General features: G+C 59.3%; 18 protein-coding genes. 9 read left to right on the top strand and 9 right to left on the bottom strand.

Translation table 11 applies throughout. The features are described from left to right. Positions 1-57 precede the first annotated feature (57 nt). Positions 58-1,008: a cation diffusion facilitator family transporter gene (locus tag G0Q00_RS05495; protein ID WP_163037118.1), complete on the top strand. Its 951-nt coding sequence runs from the start codon at positions 58-60 to the stop codon at positions 1,006-1,008. On the opposite strand, the gene G0Q00_RS05490 is transcribed toward G0Q00_RS05495, so the two are convergent. The 3 genes from G0Q00_RS05490 to G0Q00_RS05480 all read right to left on the bottom strand — a co-directional run bounded on the left by G0Q00_RS05490 (position 1,005) and on the right by G0Q00_RS05480 (position 2,915). Then, a complete protein-coding gene (locus tag G0Q00_RS05490) occupies positions 1,005-1,709 on the bottom strand; it encodes a YafY family protein (RefSeq protein WP_163037116.1) in 705 nt (234 codons plus the stop codon). The two genes, G0Q00_RS05495 and G0Q00_RS05490, sit on opposite strands and share 4 nt — an antisense overlap. Before the next feature lie 3 nt (positions 1,710-1,712). Next, a complete protein-coding gene (locus G0Q00_RS05485; RefSeq protein WP_163037114.1) occupies positions 1,713-2,081 on the bottom strand; it encodes a VOC family protein in 369 nt (122 codons plus the stop codon). A gap of 75 nt (positions 2,082-2,156) precedes the next feature. Further along, the gene (locus G0Q00_RS05480; protein ID WP_163037112.1) at positions 2,157-2,915 is read right to left on the bottom strand and encodes a hydroxypyruvate isomerase family protein; all 759 of its coding nucleotides are present in this window, start codon (positions 2,913-2,915) and stop codon (positions 2,157-2,159) included. A gap of 107 nt (positions 2,916-3,022) precedes the next feature. Between G0Q00_RS05480 and G0Q00_RS05475 the strand changes: the two genes are divergently transcribed. Beyond that, complete coding sequence (locus G0Q00_RS05475; protein ID WP_163037110.1) at positions 3,023-3,463, top strand: hypothetical protein; 441 nt, start codon at positions 3,023-3,025, stop codon at positions 3,461-3,463. Positions 3,464-3,473: 10 nt separating this feature from the next. Here the strand turns inward: G0Q00_RS05475 and choV are convergent, their stop codons facing one another. The 4 genes from choV to choX form a co-directional block, all read right to left on the bottom strand. After that, complete coding sequence (gene choV / locus G0Q00_RS05470; protein WP_163037108.1) at positions 3,474-4,493, bottom strand: choline ABC transporter ATP-binding protein; 1,020 nt, start codon at positions 4,491-4,493, stop codon at positions 3,474-3,476. Beyond that, positions 4,490-5,326, bottom strand: coding sequence for a choline ABC transporter permease subunit (choW, locus tag G0Q00_RS05465; protein WP_163037106.1), 837 nt, complete (start codon positions 5,324-5,326; stop codon positions 4,490-4,492). The genes choV and choW overlap by 4 nt, the downstream gene beginning before the upstream one ends. Before the next feature lie 3 nt (positions 5,327-5,329). Then, positions 5,330-5,944 carry a LysE family translocator gene (locus G0Q00_RS05460; RefSeq protein ID WP_163037104.1) on the bottom strand — a complete coding sequence of 205 codons (615 nt, stop codon included), beginning with the start codon at positions 5,942-5,944 and terminating at the stop codon, positions 5,330-5,332. A 71-nt stretch (positions 5,945-6,015) separates the two neighbouring features. Next, positions 6,016-6,948: a choline ABC transporter substrate-binding protein gene (choX, locus tag G0Q00_RS05455; protein ID WP_163037102.1), complete on the bottom strand. Its 933-nt coding sequence runs from the start codon at positions 6,946-6,948 to the stop codon at positions 6,016-6,018. Positions 6,949-7,148: 200 nt separating this feature from the next. Here choX and betI point away from each other — a divergent pair, with 200 nt between their 5' ends. From betI to G0Q00_RS05435, 4 genes are all read left to right on the top strand, one after another. Beyond that, positions 7,149-7,715: a transcriptional regulator BetI gene (gene betI / locus G0Q00_RS05450; RefSeq protein ID WP_163037100.1), complete on the top strand. Its 567-nt coding sequence runs from the start codon at positions 7,149-7,151 to the stop codon at positions 7,713-7,715. Beyond that, positions 7,712-9,220 carry a choline-sulfatase gene (gene betC / locus G0Q00_RS05445; RefSeq protein WP_163037098.1) on the top strand — a complete coding sequence of 503 codons (1,509 nt, stop codon included), beginning with the start codon at positions 7,712-7,714 and terminating at the stop codon, positions 9,218-9,220. The genes betI and betC overlap by 4 nt, the downstream gene beginning before the upstream one ends. A gap of 22 nt (positions 9,221-9,242) precedes the next feature. Further along, entirely contained in the window at positions 9,243-10,898 is a 1,656-nt protein-coding gene (betA, locus tag G0Q00_RS05440; RefSeq protein ID WP_163037096.1) for a choline dehydrogenase, read from the top strand. Positions 10,899-10,980: 82 nt separating this feature from the next. Continuing rightward, positions 10,981-11,220: a YdcH family protein gene (locus G0Q00_RS05435; protein ID WP_163037094.1), complete on the top strand. Its 240-nt coding sequence runs from the start codon at positions 10,981-10,983 to the stop codon at positions 11,218-11,220. A gap of 45 nt (positions 11,221-11,265) precedes the next feature. Here the strand turns inward: G0Q00_RS05435 and G0Q00_RS05430 are convergent, their stop codons facing one another. Both G0Q00_RS05430 and G0Q00_RS05425 read right to left on the bottom strand, forming a co-directional pair. Then, a complete protein-coding gene (locus tag G0Q00_RS05430) occupies positions 11,266-12,096 on the bottom strand; it encodes an alpha/beta hydrolase (RefSeq protein WP_163037092.1) in 831 nt (276 codons plus the stop codon). Next, the gene (locus G0Q00_RS05425; protein ID WP_163037091.1) at positions 12,093-13,496 is read right to left on the bottom strand and encodes a short-chain fatty acyl-CoA regulator family protein; all 1,404 of its coding nucleotides are present in this window, start codon (positions 13,494-13,496) and stop codon (positions 12,093-12,095) included. Before G0Q00_RS05425 ends, G0Q00_RS05430 begins: the two co-directional genes overlap by 4 nt. Positions 13,497-13,628: 132 nt before the next feature. Between G0Q00_RS05425 and G0Q00_RS05420 the strand changes: the two genes are divergently transcribed. From G0Q00_RS05420 to G0Q00_RS05410, 3 genes are read left to right on the top strand one after another with little or no spacing between them, the layout of a single operon-like run. Further along, positions 13,629-15,161: an acyl-CoA carboxylase subunit beta gene (locus G0Q00_RS05420; protein WP_163037089.1), complete on the top strand. Its 1,533-nt coding sequence runs from the start codon at positions 13,629-13,631 to the stop codon at positions 15,159-15,161. Positions 15,162-15,184: 23 nt separating this feature from the next. Continuing rightward, a complete protein-coding gene (locus tag G0Q00_RS05415; protein ID WP_163037087.1) occupies positions 15,185-15,634 on the top strand; it encodes a DUF6497 family protein in 450 nt (149 codons plus the stop codon). Between the two features lie 14 nt (positions 15,635-15,648). Next, positions 15,649-15,999, top strand: a complete 351-nt coding sequence (locus G0Q00_RS05410) for a hypothetical protein (RefSeq protein ID WP_163038328.1) — start codon at positions 15,649-15,651, stop codon at positions 15,997-15,999. Positions 16,000-16,206: the final 207 nt, after the last annotated feature.

Here is a 16,206-nt window from a genome sequence, read left to right as displayed (position 1 = left end):
ACTAGAGGAATTATATCCAGTTGTGATAGGAACAACACCCGGAACCGGAGCGCTTCTATGCCCTATGATCACAGCCATTCGCACGGCCATCACCACCACCATCACATTGACCCAGAAGCGGGCGACTTGCGCGTTGGGCTTGCCGTTGCAGTGAACGTTTTCCTGACTTTGGCGCAGATCGTTGGCGGTCTGCTTTCTGGTTCGGTCGCTTTGATCGCGGATGCCATTCACAACCTGTCGGATGCGGCGTCTTTGGCGATTGCGTTCTTTGCGCGCAAGATTGCGCGCCGTCCCACCGACGGCATCATGACGTTCGGCTATAAACGGGTCGAGCTGGTAGCCGCACTGATCAATCTGACCACGCTGATCGTGATCGGGATTTATCTGGCCTATGAGGGCGTTATGCGCTTTTTCAACCCGCCCGAGGTGGCCGGTTGGCTGGTCATCATCGTGGCAGGCATTGCGCTGGTGGTGGACGCGGTGACGGCACTGCTGACATGGCGCATGGCGAAAGACAGTGCCAATATTCGGGCGGCTTTCCTGCACAACGTAGCAGATGCGCTGGGGTCGGTCGCGGTGATCGTCGTTGGCGTGCTGATTGTTGCGTTCGATTGGCATCTGGCAGATCCGATTGCGACGTTGGGCATCGCGGCATACGTGATTTGGATGGGCCTGTCCGAGCTGAAGGGCGTGGCCCATATCCTGATGCTGGGCGCACCGCAGGGCATCGATGTGGAAGAAGTTCTTAGCGGGATGGAGGCCGTGCCGGGTGTCGAGAACGTCCATCACCTTCATCTGTGGCAAATCAGCGAAGATGTAATCTCGCTCGAGGCGCATGTAGTGGTGAAGGGAGCAAGTTGGGCAGAGATGCTTCCGGTGAAAGCTGCGGTGAAGGCCTATTTGGTTGATCACTGGGGGATCGCCCACGTCACGTTGGACATGGAAAATGCAGACGCGGCGTGCGATATGTCGCGGCGGATCGGGGGGACAAAGCCGTCGCTTGGTTAGGTGTTCAGCCGCGGATCCAAACCGCGCTCTTCCAGCTGGTCGTAAAACGCGTTCAGTCCCTTGTCGCGCTCGTCGCGGAACCGCTCGCCGGTGGAGAAGCCTTCAATTCGGTCGACACGGAACATGCGGAAGTCTTCGCGCAACTCGCACCAAGACACCACGGCCCATCCATTGCGCCAGAGCCACAGCGCCAAGGGGCGAATGGTGCGGGTAGACTTCGCGCCCGCCTCGTCTGCGTAGGTCATGGCTAGCCGCAATCGCCCGTCGATGGCGGCCTCGATCTGGTCGATGAAATGGCGGTCACGCTCGGATGGGCGCAGGGTGGGGCCGGCGTGGATTTCGACCCGCTGGGCCCGTGCTTCCAGTGCTTCAGGTAACACGGCGCGAATTTTCACCAACGCCTCACGGGCCGAGGCTGCCATCGCGGCTCCGCCCATACGCTCGATCAGATGAGTGCCTGCGATCACGGCCATAATCTCGTCGCGGGTAAACATAAGCGGCGGCATGTCATAGCCCGCCCGCATGACGTATCCCACGCCTGCTTCGCCCTCTACGGGTACGCCTGAGCCGATCAGGTCAGCGATGTCACGATAGATCGTGCGCTCGCTGACCTCGAGTTTTTCGGCCAGGTCCCGCGCCGTTGTCAGCCGACCGCCTCGAAGCAGCTGAACAATCTGGAAAAGGCGATCGGCACGGCGCATGGATCAGGCTGCTTTCGGTTCAAACATGCCGATCGCGTTGCCATCGGGATCAGAGGCATAAACGAAACGCCCCATCGGAAGCGGGATCGGATCGCTGGTCACTTTGCCACCTGCACCCTCGCAGCGTGCAATCGCGTCTTCCAGCGCGTCCGGCACCACCAGGTGCACTGTCGGGCCACTGCCATCAACCGCAGGCTTCCCGGCATAGAGATGCCCTCCGCCCGGCGCGTCGGTGCCGCCAAAATCGGCCATCGGCACAGGGCCGGTGGTGTCGATCTTCATCGTCCATTTGAAGACAGTGCTATAGAAATTCACGGCTTTTTCCAGATTTGAAACGGGGATCTCGCTCCAGCATACTATTGTGGGGGTCATTGGGTCAGTCCTTTCATCAGTGTTGATGACGCGGTTCTGACACACCCCTCCTGACAGCATAGTGTCAGGAGTTTGTCAGCCGAACCCCTTAATCCATGACAGTCCGTCTTCGGTACGCCCGGCGGGGCGATATTCGCCGCTGACCCACCCGGCATAGCCCTCGTCGTCCAGCTGCTGGAACCATGCAGGATAGTCGATGGCACCCGCCTCGGGTTCGTGCCGGTCCGGAATGCCGCCCACCTGAATGTGGCGGGTCAAGTGTTTTACCTTTTCCCACGTGGCAGGCATGTCGCCGGTGATTTTGTGTGCGTGGTAGGCGTCGAATTGCAGGTGCAGATTGGGTGCATTGACCTCGGCCAGAATCTCTGCGGCCAAATCATAGTCCGACAGGAAATAGCCCGGCATGTCATCCCGATTGATCGGTTCGATGGTCAGGCTCTGCTTCGGTGCGTGGGCTGCGGCCCAAGTCAGGTTCTCGACAAATGTCGCGCGGGCCGTATCGCCCTCTGCTGCGCCTGCCATGATGTGCAGATGCGTGGCGTTGAAGGCCTGCGCAAACCGCAGCGCGCGTTTGAAGTCGTGGCGAAACCGGTTTTGCCCGTCCGGCAGGGCTGCGAAGCCGCGCGGGCCACCCGTCCAGTTCGGGGGGGGCGTGTTGATCAACACCATATGCAGCCCGTTTGCCGTCAGGCGCCGCTGAACCTCTTTGGCCGCGTCATCATAGGGAAACAACACCTCGACCGCCTCAAATCCGGCCTCGGCGGCGGCCTCGAACCGGTCCAGAAAGGGTAGTTCGGTGAACAGAAGGGTCAGATTGGCAGCAAAACGAGGCATGGCAGTCTTCGGGTCCTTGTCAGCGGGGTTATGCCAAACTTGCCGATGACGGTGTTTGACGCAAGGCAAAGCTGTTGTAGGATTCTCGCAATTTAAAGGTGTTTGCCATGCGTATTATTCTTACCCTTATTGCGAGCCTTGCGGTGTCGGCCTGCCAGCCGAGCGAAAGCAGTGGGAGAGCCAGTTTCTGCGATCGCCTGATCGGGTGGGAGGTTGTGGACGCGGACACCAAACGCGCTGTTACACGGCCCGAGATCTGCGCGCATAGCCAGCCGGATGCGCTGTGGTTTCGGTCAGTGCTGGTTAGTACAAAGCTGACAGGACGTGAATTTTGGCTATTGTTCCCGCCCAGTGATCCACACCTGCGCGCGAATGTCCTTACTGGATGGGACTTGCAAGTACGCCCATACGGCTTTGCGCACGAATTCTTCTTAGTGCGCAAAGAGGGCGCGCGCCCTCAACCCGCTATTGCCCAAAATGCGTGCCCGCGCAAAGCGGTCGGTCTGGGCGGGGTTGAAGGCGGCAAGACCTATTGCCTGACGAATTAGGCCCGCGCGGTTAGCTGCGCGGGTCCAGAAGGCGGGCCATGACGGCATCAGACGTGATGCGCCCGACCGATTGGCCGTCCTGCATCACGCTGATCTCGGTCTGGCCTGCTAGTGCTTTCATCACCACGTCCACGTGGTCTGCCACGTCGACGGTGGTGGATGCGGCCGAGGCGCCGTCTTCCATCACATCGCGCGCGGTCAGCACGCCCAGCGGGTTCATATGTGCCACGAAGTCGGCCACATACTCGTTAACGGGATGGGTGAAGATGTCGCGCGGCGTGCCACATTGAACGATGCGGCCGCCCTCCATGATCGCGATGCGGTCGCCCAGTTTGAACGCCTCGTCCAGATCGTGGCTCACGAAGATGATGGTGCGTTTCAGACGCTGCTGCAGCTCGATCAACTCGTCCTGCAAGCGGGCGCGGATCAGCGGATCGAGGGCCGAGAACGGCTCGTCCATCAACAGGATCGGCGCTTGGGTCGCGAAGGCGCGGGCAAGGCCCACACGCTGTTGCATGCCGCCCGACAACTCACCCACCTTGCGGCTGGCCCAGTCGCTCAGGTGGACCAGTTCCAACTGTTCATCCACGCGGGCCTTGTGTTCGGCCTTGTCCATGCCAGCCAGCTCCAGCCCGAGCCCAACATTTTCACGGACTGTGCGCCACGGTAGAAGGCCGAATTGCTGGAACACCATTGCCACATGGTTCTGGCGGATACGGCGCAGGGTGGCGGCGTCGGCATTGGTCACGTCAACCAGACCGTTTCCGTCATTCACCCGCACGCAGCCGCGCACGACGGGATTCAGCGCGTTCACGCCGCGCAGAAGGGTGGATTTTCCCGAGCCCGACAGCCCCATCAGCACAAGGATTTCGCCTTCAGCCACGGACAGCGAGCAGTTATGCACGCCCAGCACCTGACCGGTTTCAGTCTTTACTTCCGAACGGTCCTTGCCCGCATCCATCCCGGGCAGGGCGCTTTCCGGCTTGTCGCCGAATACGATCGAGACATTGTCAAATTCTACAGCGGTCATGATTTGCTCTCCACGCGTAGCATGCGGTCAAGGGCGATGGCGACGGCTACAATGACCAAGCCGCTTTCAAAGCCCAGCGAAGCGTTCACCGTGTTCAGGGCGCGCACCACCGGAACACCAAGGCCGTCTGCGCCAACAAGCGCGGCGATGACGACCATCGACAGCGACAGCATGATGGTCTGGTTCAACCCGGTCATGATCTGCGGGAAGGCCGAGGGCAGCTCGATCTTCCACAGGGTTTGCATCCGTGTTGCCCCAAATGCCTGTCCGGCTTCGGTCAGGGCGGTGGGCACTTGGCTGACGCCCAGTTGGGTCAGGCGGATTGGGGCTGGAATGACGAAGATGAACGTTGCCACAAGACCTGGCACCATGCCGATGCCGAACAGAACGATCATCGGGATCAGGTACACGAAGGTCGGGATGGTTTGCATCATGTCCAGAACCGGCAGGATCGCCTGGAAAAAGCGAGGGCGGTGGGCGGCATAGATGCCGATCGGAACGCCAACGCCCATACAGAAGATCACCGAGAAGACGATCAGCGTCAGGCTTTCTGTGGTCTCTTCCCAATAGCCTTGGTTCAGCACGTAAAGGAAGCACAGCACGACGACGATCACGCGGGCCCAGCTGCGCTGGATGTAATAGGTCAGCGCGCCCAGCAGTGCTACGATCAGCAGGGCAGGCGGGTATTGCAGCACCCAAAGGAAACCGTCGATCCCGTCGCTGAGCACGTCATCGACGAAATCAAAGAAGGGGCCAAATGCGTCAGTCAGCCAGTCAAACCCATTCGAGATGGTTTTGCCGACCGGAATTTTGGTATCTGTCAGCCAGTCCACGTGTCAGTGCCTTTCATTTAGGGCCAGGGCAAGGCCAGAGAAGATCAGGAAACCGCCGACACCCTTGTTCAGGGTATGCAGGCGGTGCGGGGTCAAAAGGCCTTGGAAGCCTGCGCCAAATCCCGCGTAAAGCGCGACCGCAAGACATTCGAGCACCAGAAACAAGCCGCCCAAAAGCGCGTATTGCGGGGCGAGCGGTTGGGTCAGGTCGGTGAATTGCGGAAAGAAAGCTGTGAAGATAGCAATGGCCTTCGGGTTGCCAATGGCGATCAGAAAGTCGCGGCGGATGAGGGTCGAGATCGGCTCGTCCGACTGGGCAAAGGTTTCGGCCTTTGGTTTTGCGCGCCACATGCGCCATCCGACATAAATCAGATAGGCCGCGCCCGCATATTTTACCGCATTGAATGCGGCTTCCGAGGCCGCCAAGACGGCACCCAGACCAATGCCAACCAGCAGGATCATCGCCGTAAAAGGCAGCATACGACCCATGCCGCCTGCCAATCCCACCAAAATCCCGCGCCGTGCGCCGTTCGAAAACGCCAGCACGTTGTTGGGCCCCGGCGCGATGTTCAGCGCGAAGCAGGCCGGAATGAAAAGGGCAAGGGTGGCTAGTGTCATGTCTGGGTCTTTGAGATGCCTAAACGAAACGCGCCGGGAGGATCCCCGGCGCGTTCCAAATTGTGTTGGGTTTACATGCCCAGCGACGCTTTGACAGCTGCCACAGCATCGCCACCGTCTTTGGTGGTCACGCCGTCCAACCATGCCATGAAGGCGTCGGGGTTGGCGGCCAGCCATGCTTTGGCAGCGTCAGCGGGATCTTGGCCGTCATTCAGGATGGCGCCCATGATCTCGTTTTCCATTGCCAGCGAGAAGCTTAGGTTTTGCAGGAGCTTACCAGTGTTGGCGCATTCTGCCACGTAGCCTGCACGGGTGTTGGTGTCGACCACGGCACCACCCAGGTTCGGGCCGAAGAAATCGTCGCCGCCGGTCAGATAGGACATCTCGAAGTTGGCGTTCATCGGGTGAGGTTCCCAGCCCAAGAAGACGATCGGCTCGCCTTTCTTGTCGGCGCGGGCGACCTGCGCCAGCATGCCCTGCTCCGAGCTTTCAGCCACTTCGAAGCCTTCAAGGCCAAACGAGTTTCCGTCGATCATCGACTGGATCAGGCGGTTGCCGTCATTGCCCGGCTCGATGCCATAGATCTTGCCTTCCAGCGCGTCTGCCTGGGCGGCGATGTCAGCGAAATCTTTGATGCCCATATCAGCAGCGGCCTTGTTTACGGCCAGTGTGTACTTGGCGCCTTCAAGGTTGGTGCGCACGGTGTCGACGGTGCCAGCTTCGCGGTAGGGCGCGATGTCGGCTTCCATGGTGGGCATCCAGTTGCCCAGGAACACATCGATATCGCCTTCGGCCATCGAGGTGTAGGTCACCGGCACGGACAGAACCTTGATGTCGGTCTCATAGCCCAGAGCTTCCAGAACTACGGTGGTCGCTGCGGTAGTCGCGGTGATGTCGGTCCAGCCAACATCCGAGAAAGTTACCTTGTCGCAATTGCCATCGGCAAATGCGGTGGTGGCAACGGCCGACAGTGCAATGGCGGAAAGTGTGGATTTGAGTTTCATATATTCGCTCCCTGTTTTTGGTGCGGTTTTGTTGGCCGGGGCCTGCGCATGCAGACCGCTCGGCGTGACCCTAACGCAGGCTGCGCAAGGGTGGAACCGGCTTCATTGGTGCAGACGGTGCTTTTTATTGATTGACGAGTCAATTAAAAAAAGCAACCCTATCTTACCGCAAATCGGAGAGGCATATGCCAAAGCTGGGGATGGAACCCATACGGAAAGGCGCATTGGTGCAGGCAACGATCGACGAGATCGGCCGCGCGGGCAGCCTTGATGTGACCGTGACGCAGATCGCCAAGCGCGCTGGTGTATCCAGCGCCTTGGCGCATCATTATTTCGGTGGGAAGGATCAGATTTTTCTGGCCGCTATGCGCCACATCCTGTCGGTCTATGGCGCGCAGGTGCGTGCCGCCGTGCTGGGTGCAAAGACCCCGCGTGACCGAGTCGAGGCGATTATCCGCGCCAACTTTGAAGCGGGTAACTTCCGCCCAGAAGTCATCAGCGCTTGGCTTAATTTTTATGTGATGTCTCAAAGCAATGACGGTGCGCGGCGGCTTCTGCGCGTCTATCAGCACCGACTGCATTCCAACCTTGTCTATGACCTGCGCCCTTTGGTGGGCGAGGACGCACACGAGGTTGCGGACACGCTCGCGGCGATGATTGACGGGCTCTATATTCGCCACGCCCTTCGAGAAGAAACTCCCAGCGGCAAACGCGCCTGTGATCGCGTTATGGCCTGCCTTGATATCATTTTGGAGACCTACGTATGACCTCGCCAAACATTCTGATCATCATGGTGGATCAGCTGAACGGCACGCTGTTCCCGGATGGGCCAGCAGAATGGCTACATGCGCCGAATCTGAAGAAACTGGCTGCGCGTTCGGTCCGGTTTCAAAACACCTATACCGCCAGCCCGCTCTGTGCGCCGGGTCGCGCCAGCTTCATGTCGGGCCTGCTGCCGCGCCGGACCAAGGTCTATGACAACGCGGCCGAGTTCGCCTCGGACATTCCGACATATGCTCACCACCTGCGCCGTGCGGGTTATCAGACCGCGCTGTCGGGCAAGATGCACTTTGTTGGCCCCGACCAGATGCACGGGTTTGAAGAGCGCCTGACCACCGATATCTACCCCGCCGATTTCGGATGGACGCCCGACTATCGCAAGCCCGGCGAGCGGATCGACTGGTGGTATCACAACATGGGCTCTGTCACTGGGGCAGGGGTCGCCGAGATCTCGAACCAGATGGAGTATGATGACGAAGTGGCGTATAACGCCTGCGCCAAGCTTTACGATCTGGCGCGCGGCCATGACGAACGCCCGTGGTGCCTGACCGTCAGCTTCACCCACCCGCATGACCCCTATGTGGCGCGCCGCAAATACTGGGACCTCTACGAGGATTGCGAGCACCTGCTGCCCGAGGTGCCTGCGAAGGCCTATGAGGATCACGATCCCCATGCGCAGCGGATTTTTGACGCCAATGATTGGCGTAATTTCGACATCACCGAAGAAGACATCGGCAAGTCCCGCCGCGCCTATTTCGCCAATATCTCGTATCTGGACGACAAGGTGGGCGAGATGCTGGATATTCTGGAAAACACCCGCCAAGAGGCGATCATCATGTTCGTCTCGGATCATGGCGACATGCTGGGCGAGCGCGGGTTGTGGTTCAAAATGAACTTCTACGAAGGCTCGGCGCGCGTGCCTTTGATGATCGCCGCATCAGGGCTTGAACCGGGCTTGGTCGAGACGCCGGTTTCAACGCTGGACGTCACCCCCACCATGGCCGATCTGGCTGGAATTTCGCTGGACGAGGTGAAGCCGTGGGTGGATGGTGAAAGCCTTGTGCCGCTGGCCAATGGCGAAGAACGCACCAGCCCCGTGGCGATGGAGTACGCCGCCGAGGCGTCCTATGCGCCGCTGGTGTCGCTGCGCTATGGAAAATGGAAGTATAACCGCTGCGCGCTGGACCCCGATCAGCTGTTTGATCTGGAGGCCGATCCGCACGAACTGGTCAATCTGGCCGAGGATCCGGCCCATGAAGGCACGCTGAACTCGCTACGTGCGAAATCCGAAGCGCGCTGGGATCTGGACGCTTACGATAATGAAGTGCGCGAAAGCCAGGCCCGCCGTTGGGTGGTCTACGAAGCCCTGCGCAACGGTGCCTATTTCCCGTGGGACTACCAACCGCTGCGCAAAGCGTCTGAGCGCTACATGCGCAACCACATGAACCTCGACAATGTTGAAGAAAATGCTCGCTTCCCCCGTGGCGAGTAACCCCTGATCTGACGGAATGACAATGCAAGCAGAATATATCATCGTTGGCGCTGGCAGCGCAGGATGCGCAATGGCGTATCGGTTGGCCGAAGCAGGCAAGCGGGTTTTGGTGATCGAACATGGCGGCACCGATGCCGGGCCGTTCATTCAGATGCCCGCGGCACTGAGCTATCCCATGAACATGAAGACCTATGATTGGGGCTTCCAGACCGAACCCGAGCCGCATCTGGACAATCGCACGCTGGTGACGCCACGCGGCAAAGTTGTGGGTGGGTCCAGCTCGATCAACGGGATGGTCTATGTCCGTGGTCACGCGAAAGACTTTGATCATTGGGCCGAGCAGGGCGCCGATGGCTGGTCTTATGCCGACGTGCTGCCCTACTTCAAACGGCAGGAAAGCTGGCACGAAAGCGGCCATGGCGGTGACGCAGATTGGCGCGGCAAGGATGGCCCGCTGCACGTGACCCGTGGTCCGCGCAAGAACCCCTTGTTCCACGCCTTTGTCGAGGCGGGGAAGCAAGCCGGGTACGAGGTCACTGATGACTATAACGGCCAGAAGCAGGAAGGTTTCGGCCCGATGGAGCAGACCGTCTGGAAAGGACGGCGCTGGTCGGCGGCGAATGCCTATCTCCGTCCTGCACTCGAACGGGAAAACTGCGAGCTGATCCGTGCCTTCGCCCGCAAAGTGGTCATCGAAGATGGTCGTGCGGTTGGGGTCGAGGTTGAACGCGGTGGCAAGATCGAAGTGATCCGCGCCGAGGCCGAAGTGATCATCGCGGCAAGCTCAATCAATTCGCCGAAGCTTCTGATGCTGTCGGGTATTGGTCCGGCGGCCCACCTGAACGAGCACGGGATCGAGGTTGTTGCCGACCGTCCCGGCGTCGGGCAAAACCTGCAAGACCACCTTGAGGTCTATATGCAATATGCCTCGAAACAGCCGATTACGCTGTATCGGTACTGGAACCTTATCTGGAAAGGCATTCTGGGTGCGCAGTGGCTTTTCACCAAGACAGGTCTGGGTGCATCGAACCAATTTGAAAGCGCGGCCTTCATCCGCTCGAAAGCGGGTGTTGAGTATCCGGACATTCAGTATCACTTCCTACCGATTGCCGTGCGCTATGACGGGCAGGCGGCGGCGGAAGGCCACGGCTTCCAAGCCCATACCGGCCCTATGCGCTCGACCTCGCGCGGGGAAATCACGCTGAAATCGGCGGACCCGAAAGATGCCCCGCGCATCTTCTTCAACTACATGTCGACCGAGCAGGACTGGGAAGATTTCCGCACCTGTATCCGCCTGACGCGTGAGATCTTCTCGCAATCTGCGTTCGAGCCCTTCGTGAAATTCGAGATCCAGCCGGGCAATGCGCTGCAAACGGATGACGAGATTGACAGTTTCATTCGTGAACACGCGGAAAGCGCCTATCACCCCTGTGGCACCTGCCGTATGGGTCGGGCTGATGATCCGATGGCGGTGGTCGATCCGGAAATGCGGGTGATCGGCGTCGAAGGGCTGCGCGTTGCTGACAGCTCGACCTTCCCGCGCATCACCAACGGCAACCTGAATGGGCCGTCGATCATGGTGGGCGAGAAAGCGTCCGACCACATTTTGGGCCGCCGTCTTCCGTCGGCAAATGACGAACCGTGGATCCATCCGGATTGGCAAAATTCGCAGCGATAAGCGCGTGATTTGATCCCTGTCAAAGCGGGGGGAGCTTGCGGCGCGCAAACTCCCTCTGACTTTACACGAAGGAGACACGCGAATGTCACACACCCCGCATGAACTGAGCGAGGAATTCCCCGAATACGCCGAGAAAATGAGCGAAATGAAGCAAGCGGATGCGCATTTCTCGAAGCTGACGGACGACTATCACGAGGTGAACCGTGCGATTCACCGTGCGGAGACCAATGTTGAGCCGACCGATCAGTTCAATGAAGAAGACATGCGCAAAAAACGCGCAGCTCTGAAGGACGAGATCTATCGGATGCTATCGGCTGCATAAGCGCTGATGCACGAGGGACAGAAGGCCGGGCATTGCCCGGCCTTTTCATTTTCCGTGGATGGCTTGCAGCCAGTTACGCAGCGGGCGCAATACGTTCTTGCGCCAGATCGTTGTGTGCCCGGCGTGCGCGCGTGCGGCCAGCACCTTGTTCTTGGCGGGCGATAGGCGATACAGCGTTTGGCCCATGCGGAACGGCACATGGCGATCTTTTTCCCCATGCATGATGAAGGTCGGAGCTTTGACGTTCTTGATATAGCGCTTGGATGGCCACAGGTCGGTCCGGCCAGCAAGGAAGGGCAGAAGAACTGGGTTCTTGGCTGCGGTCAGATCCACTAAAGACGTATAGGGCGCCTGCAGGATGAGGGCCGTCGGCGGGTTAGCGCGCCCCGGACTTCCTGCAGCAATCGCAACTGCAACTCCGGTTCCAAGGCTTTCCCCCATCAGGATGATCCGCCGACTTCCTGTCAGTTTGGGAATGTCCCGATACAGCTGATCAGCCAGTCCTTGGATCCTTTGGCGGCTGGGCTGCCCTTTGCTGCCGCCCATCCCGGGATAGGCCATCGCGACGACGCCATATCCCTGGTTCAAAAACCAGCGATACTTATGCCCGCGGGTCTGCAGATTCCCGCCCGAACCAGGCAGATACATCACCGTTGGCTTTCCTTTTTTGGATTTCGCGACCCACAACACCAGCCCCTGATAGACGACCTCTTTCAGGCGTTTGTCTGCTTGGGCCGGATCAACGCGCTTGGGGTTGAACTGATAGAAGGCCTTGCGCTCGGCCGTGGTTGCAAGGTTCTGGGCGCGCGCAGGCTGCGGTCCTGCAGAGACCAGAACGGTCACGGCTACCAAGACCGACAGGAAGAACTTGTTCATCTGGTTATCTCGTACGGAAGTGTTCCGCGCGAATATGGGTCGACCTGCAATTTGCGTTCAAGGGGAGGAACTGAGCGTTGGTGACACAGCTGGCGTTCGCAGATCCGGCACGAGATGCCAATGGGTTCAAATGCGGCGTCGTTCGAGACATCAAAATCATCCGCATAAACCAGTGCGCCTGCGTGTTTCACCTCGCAGCCCAGCCCGATGGCGTAGCGGCGTACAGGCGCGTCAAAGCTTCCGCCGGATTTGGTAACGTTCCGGGCTAGACAGAAGTACCGCACCCCATCCGGAGTCTGTGCCAGTTGGCGTAGAAAACGGCCGGGCGTTTCAAAGGCTTGGTGCACGTTCCACAGCGGGCAGGCACCACCGAAACGGGCGAACTGCAGGCGCGTCGCCGAGTGGCGTTTGGTGATCGTTCCTGCCTGATCCACACGCACGAAAAAGAACGGAATGCCCTTTGATCCGGGGCGCTGCAACGTGGACAGGCGGTGGGCGATTTGTTCGATCGACGCCCCGAAGCGATCGGCCAACCGTTCAAGGTCGTGGCGGGTTTCGTGCGCAGCGGCGAGAAACTGCTCATAGGGCAAAAGGGCCGCGCCCGCGAAGTAGTTTGCAAGTCCCAGCTTGGCGATGGCGCGGGCTTCGTCCGTCTGAAAGCGCGCAAAATCCAGTGTGGCTTCCAGCAGTGCGTCTTGCGTTAGAAGCGCCACCTGCATCAGCAACTGAAACTCCTGCGTGGCGCGCGGCGGGCGGGTCGACAGGGTTAGTTCCCGGCGCTCGACGTCATAGCTGCGCACCTTGTCCACATCCTCGCGGATCAGAGTGATGCCGCGGTCGCTCAAAACCGCTTCGGCCATTGCTGCCTGATCAAGCCCGCGGGACTTGCCAGTTTGTGCAAAATGCTCGGCCGCGCGGTCCACCGCATCAATATAGTTGTCGCAGTAGTGGAAGAAGTCGCGCACCTCGTCCCACGGGCTGGCTTGGTTGGGGGTGTCATCCGCGCCAATTTCTTGGTCCATCGACGCAAGGCGCTCGTGCCCAAGCCGATAGGCGCGATGCAATTCCAAAAGCGCGTGGGCAAGGGCAGGGGCATTCGACGCCGCCAGCCGCAAATCCGCCAACGGGGGGATGTCCGAGAAGACAGGGTCGGCAAAGGCCTCGCGCATGTCCGTGACAAGACGTTCTGCGTCCCCCGTTGACAGCTCGGCCACGTCGAAACCGAATTCTTGTGCCAATGCCAACACCACACCCGTCGACACGGGGCGGTTGTTGTTTTCCATCTGGTTCAGGTAAGGAAGGCTGACGCCAAGCTTCTCGGCGAAAGCTTTCTGGGTCAGGTTCAAGCGAGACCGGATCTCGCGTAGCTTTACACCGGCATAGAGCTTCTGGGTGGCCATCGCAGCCTCCTGAGTTCGCATATTTGCAATTTGCACTAGCATACTTGCATTTAGTTTGCAAATTCGCCTCTTTTTGCTTCCCGCTGCCGCTTGGTCACGCTAGTTTGCGGCGAAATCAAGGAGTGCCGCCACATGAAAGATATTCTCCAAGAACTTGAGAGCCGCCGCGAGAAAGCCCGCCTTGGGGGCGGTCAGCGTCGGATCGATAGCCAGCACAAGAAAGGCAAGCTGACCGCCCGCGAGCGTGTCGAGCTGCTGTTGGATGAGGACTCGTTTGAAGAGTTCGACATGTTCAAAACCCACCGTTGCACCGAGTTCGGCATGGAAGCCGACAAGCCCGCGGGCGACGGTGTCATCACCGGTTGGGGCACAATCAACGGCCGTCTGGTCTATGTGTTCTCGCAGGACTTCACCGTTTTCGGCGGCTCGCTGTCGGAAACGCATGCTGAAAAGATCTGCAAAATCATGGATATGGCGATGCAAAACGGCGCGCCCGTGATCGGCATCAACGATTCGGGTGGTGCGCGTATTCAGGAAGGCGTTGCCTCGCTTGCTGGCTACGCCGAAGTGTTCCAGCGCAACATCATGGCGTCTGGCGTGGTGCCGCAGATCTCGGTGATCATGGGGCCGTGTGCTGGTGGTGCTGTGTATTCGCCCGCCATGACCGACTTCATCTTTATGGTAAAAGACAGCTCGTACATGTTCGTGACCGGTCCCGATGTTGTGAAAACCGTGACCAACGAAGTGGTCACCGCCGAGGAGCTTGGCGGCGCCTCGACTCACACCAAGAAGTCCTCGGTCGCCGATGGTGCGTTCGAAAACGACGTGGAAGCCCTGTCGGAAGTGCGTCGTCTGGTCGACTTCCTGCCTCTGAACAACCGCGATAAGGCTCCGGTACGTCCGTTCTTTGACGATCCGGCGCGCGTGGATGACAGCCTTGATACGCTGATCCCCGACAACCCGAACTCGCCCTATGACATGAAAGAGCTGATTACCAAGCTTGGTGACGAGGGCGACTTCTTCGAAATTCAAGAAGACTACGCCAAGAACATCATCACCGGTTACATCCGCCTAGAAGGGCAGACCGTGGGTGTTGTGGCCAACCAGCCGATGGTTCTGGCTGGCTGTCTGGACATCGACAGCTCGCGCAAGGCAGCTCGTTTTGTTCGCTTCTGTGACGCGTTTGAAATTCCGATCCTGACGCTGGTCGACGTGCCGGGCTTCCTGCCGGGTACCAGCCAGGAATATGGCGGCGTGATCAAACACGGTGCGAAACTGCTGTTCGCCTATGGTGAAGCTACGGTGCCGAAAGTCACGCTGATCACGCGTAAAGCTTACGGTGGTGCCTATGACGTTATGGCGTCCAAGCACCTGCGCGGCGACTTCAACTATGCGTGGCCGACCGCTGAAATCGCCGTTATGGGCGCAAAAGGCGCGACCGAGATCCTGTACCGTTCGGAACTGGACGATGCAGAGAAGATCGCGCAACGCACGCAGGACTATGAAGACCGCTTTGCCAACCCGTTTGTGGCCGCAGAGCGTGGCTTCATCGACGAGGTCATCCAGCCGCGGTCGTCGCGTCGCCGGATCAGCCGCGCCTTTGCATCGCTGCGTGGCAAGAAGCTGCAGAATCCCTGGAAGAAGCACGACAATATTCCGCTGTGATCATGGGTCGCACGGCGGGATATATGGGCCCGCGTGGCCTGACCGGGGTGGCGGCCGCCGCTGCCACCCTGGCCCTATCCCTGACCGTGCCCGCGTCCCTTGCAGCGGCGCAAGAAGACTGGTTTGACGGCGCACCGCTTCAGGTTCCGTCAGGCCAAACCGTCACCCTGCTTGAAGTCAATCAACAGGATGGCACCCAAGTGGGATCGGCGATACATGTCCGGTTCCTGGCGCCTGAGATCTCCCGCAACACGGGACGGATAGAATTCTCGCAGGCGGAAGAGGATATGGCCGTGATCTGTCAGGACTATGTGCTGCCGCACTTGTCCAAGATCACGCAAACAGAGCCAGAGCAGATCGTGATTGTTCTGGCAGATCGTTGGGTCGAGTTCGGCGTCTCTGACATGGACGCGACCCAGTTTTTCGAAGCTTTCCGCCCCGAAGACGGGGCGTGTGTATGGGACGGGTTCTGATGGCACTGCCTTATATGTTGAAGCACAAAGGCTTCCCCGGGCGCCTTACGGGGACCGACTTTCAATTTGTCATTCGCCGTGCCAGCAAGACGGGTGCGACGAAGCTTGCTGCGCGCGAGCGTTACGCAGACCGCAAACCGGCGGATCGGCGTGCGGATACGGGCTTTATGAAAGCGCTGTGGGATTATTTCGGCGACCAGCCGTTTGAACGCGGAAATCTGGATGCCGGGCGCCTGTCGTGGCTCTTTGAGCGCGAGGTTCTGCCAGCGCAGGATCCCTTTGATCCCGAAGACTATGAAGCCCTTCTTGTGATCGATGAAGCCCGTGCGCGGGCCTCGTTCCCGGATGCGTTCGAGGAACAATAGGCATGAATTCGCCCGCATTGAACACCAATTGGCAAAAAACAGCCCAACCGGACACAACGCGTCTGGAGGGGTCTTGCGCGGGCCGTCGTTCATGCCAACATGACACTTACGCAGAGAGCAAATCCCCGTTCTCTGCAATGGTTTGTCGAAACCATTACCCTTCCCCTTCTTCTACCCGGTTCAGCGTGTTTGCGTCTGAACCGGGCC

Source organism: Aliiroseovarius sp. PrR006, from assembly GCF_010500215.1.
Taxonomy (GTDB): Bacteria; Pseudomonadota; Alphaproteobacteria; order Rhodobacterales; family Rhodobacteraceae; genus Aliiroseovarius.
This window is presented reverse-complemented; position numbering and strand designations above follow the sequence as displayed.

Excerpts from the sequence above, each read along its gene's own strand:
- G0Q00_RS05460 (WP_163037104.1), bottom strand. The coding sequence starts at position 5,944 with ATGACACTAGCCACCCTTGCCCTTTTCATTCCGGCCTGCTTCGCGCTG.
- G0Q00_RS05495 (WP_163037118.1), top strand. The coding sequence starts at position 58 with ATGCCCTATGATCACAGCCATTCGCACGGCCATCACCACCACCATCAC.
- G0Q00_RS05420 (WP_163037089.1), top strand. The coding sequence starts at position 13,629 with ATGAAAGATATTCTCCAAGAACTTGAGAGCCGCCGCGAGAAAGCCCGC.
- choX (WP_163037102.1), bottom strand. The coding sequence starts at position 6,948 with ATGAAACTCAAATCCACACTTTCCGCCATTGCACTGTCGGCCGTTGCC.
- betC (WP_163037098.1), top strand. The coding sequence starts at position 7,712 with ATGACCTCGCCAAACATTCTGATCATCATGGTGGATCAGCTGAACGGC.
- G0Q00_RS05410 (WP_163038328.1), top strand. The coding sequence starts at position 15,649 with ATGTTGAAGCACAAAGGCTTCCCCGGGCGCCTTACGGGGACCGACTTT.
- G0Q00_RS05415 (WP_163037087.1), top strand. The coding sequence starts at position 15,185 with ATGGGCCCGCGTGGCCTGACCGGGGTGGCGGCCGCCGCTGCCACCCTG.
- betI (WP_163037100.1), top strand. The coding sequence starts at position 7,149 with ATGGAACCCATACGGAAAGGCGCATTGGTGCAGGCAACGATCGACGAG.
- G0Q00_RS05425 (WP_163037091.1), bottom strand. The coding sequence starts at position 13,496 with ATGGCCACCCAGAAGCTCTATGCCGGTGTAAAGCTACGCGAGATCCGG.
- G0Q00_RS05435 (WP_163037094.1), top strand. The coding sequence starts at position 10,981 with ATGTCACACACCCCGCATGAACTGAGCGAGGAATTCCCCGAATACGCC.
- G0Q00_RS05485 (WP_163037114.1), bottom strand. The coding sequence starts at position 2,081 with ATGACCCCCACAATAGTATGCTGGAGCGAGATCCCCGTTTCAAATCTG.
- G0Q00_RS05490 (WP_163037116.1), bottom strand. The coding sequence starts at position 1,709 with ATGCGCCGTGCCGATCGCCTTTTCCAGATTGTTCAGCTGCTTCGAGGC.
- G0Q00_RS05480 (WP_163037112.1), bottom strand. The coding sequence starts at position 2,915 with ATGCCTCGTTTTGCTGCCAATCTGACCCTTCTGTTCACCGAACTACCC.
- G0Q00_RS05475 (WP_163037110.1), top strand. The coding sequence starts at position 3,023 with ATGCGTATTATTCTTACCCTTATTGCGAGCCTTGCGGTGTCGGCCTGC.
- G0Q00_RS05430 (WP_163037092.1), bottom strand. The coding sequence starts at position 12,096 with ATGAACAAGTTCTTCCTGTCGGTCTTGGTAGCCGTGACCGTTCTGGTC.
- choV (WP_163037108.1), bottom strand. The coding sequence starts at position 4,493 with ATGACCGCTGTAGAATTTGACAATGTCTCGATCGTATTCGGCGACAAG.
- betA (WP_163037096.1), top strand. The coding sequence starts at position 9,243 with ATGCAAGCAGAATATATCATCGTTGGCGCTGGCAGCGCAGGATGCGCA.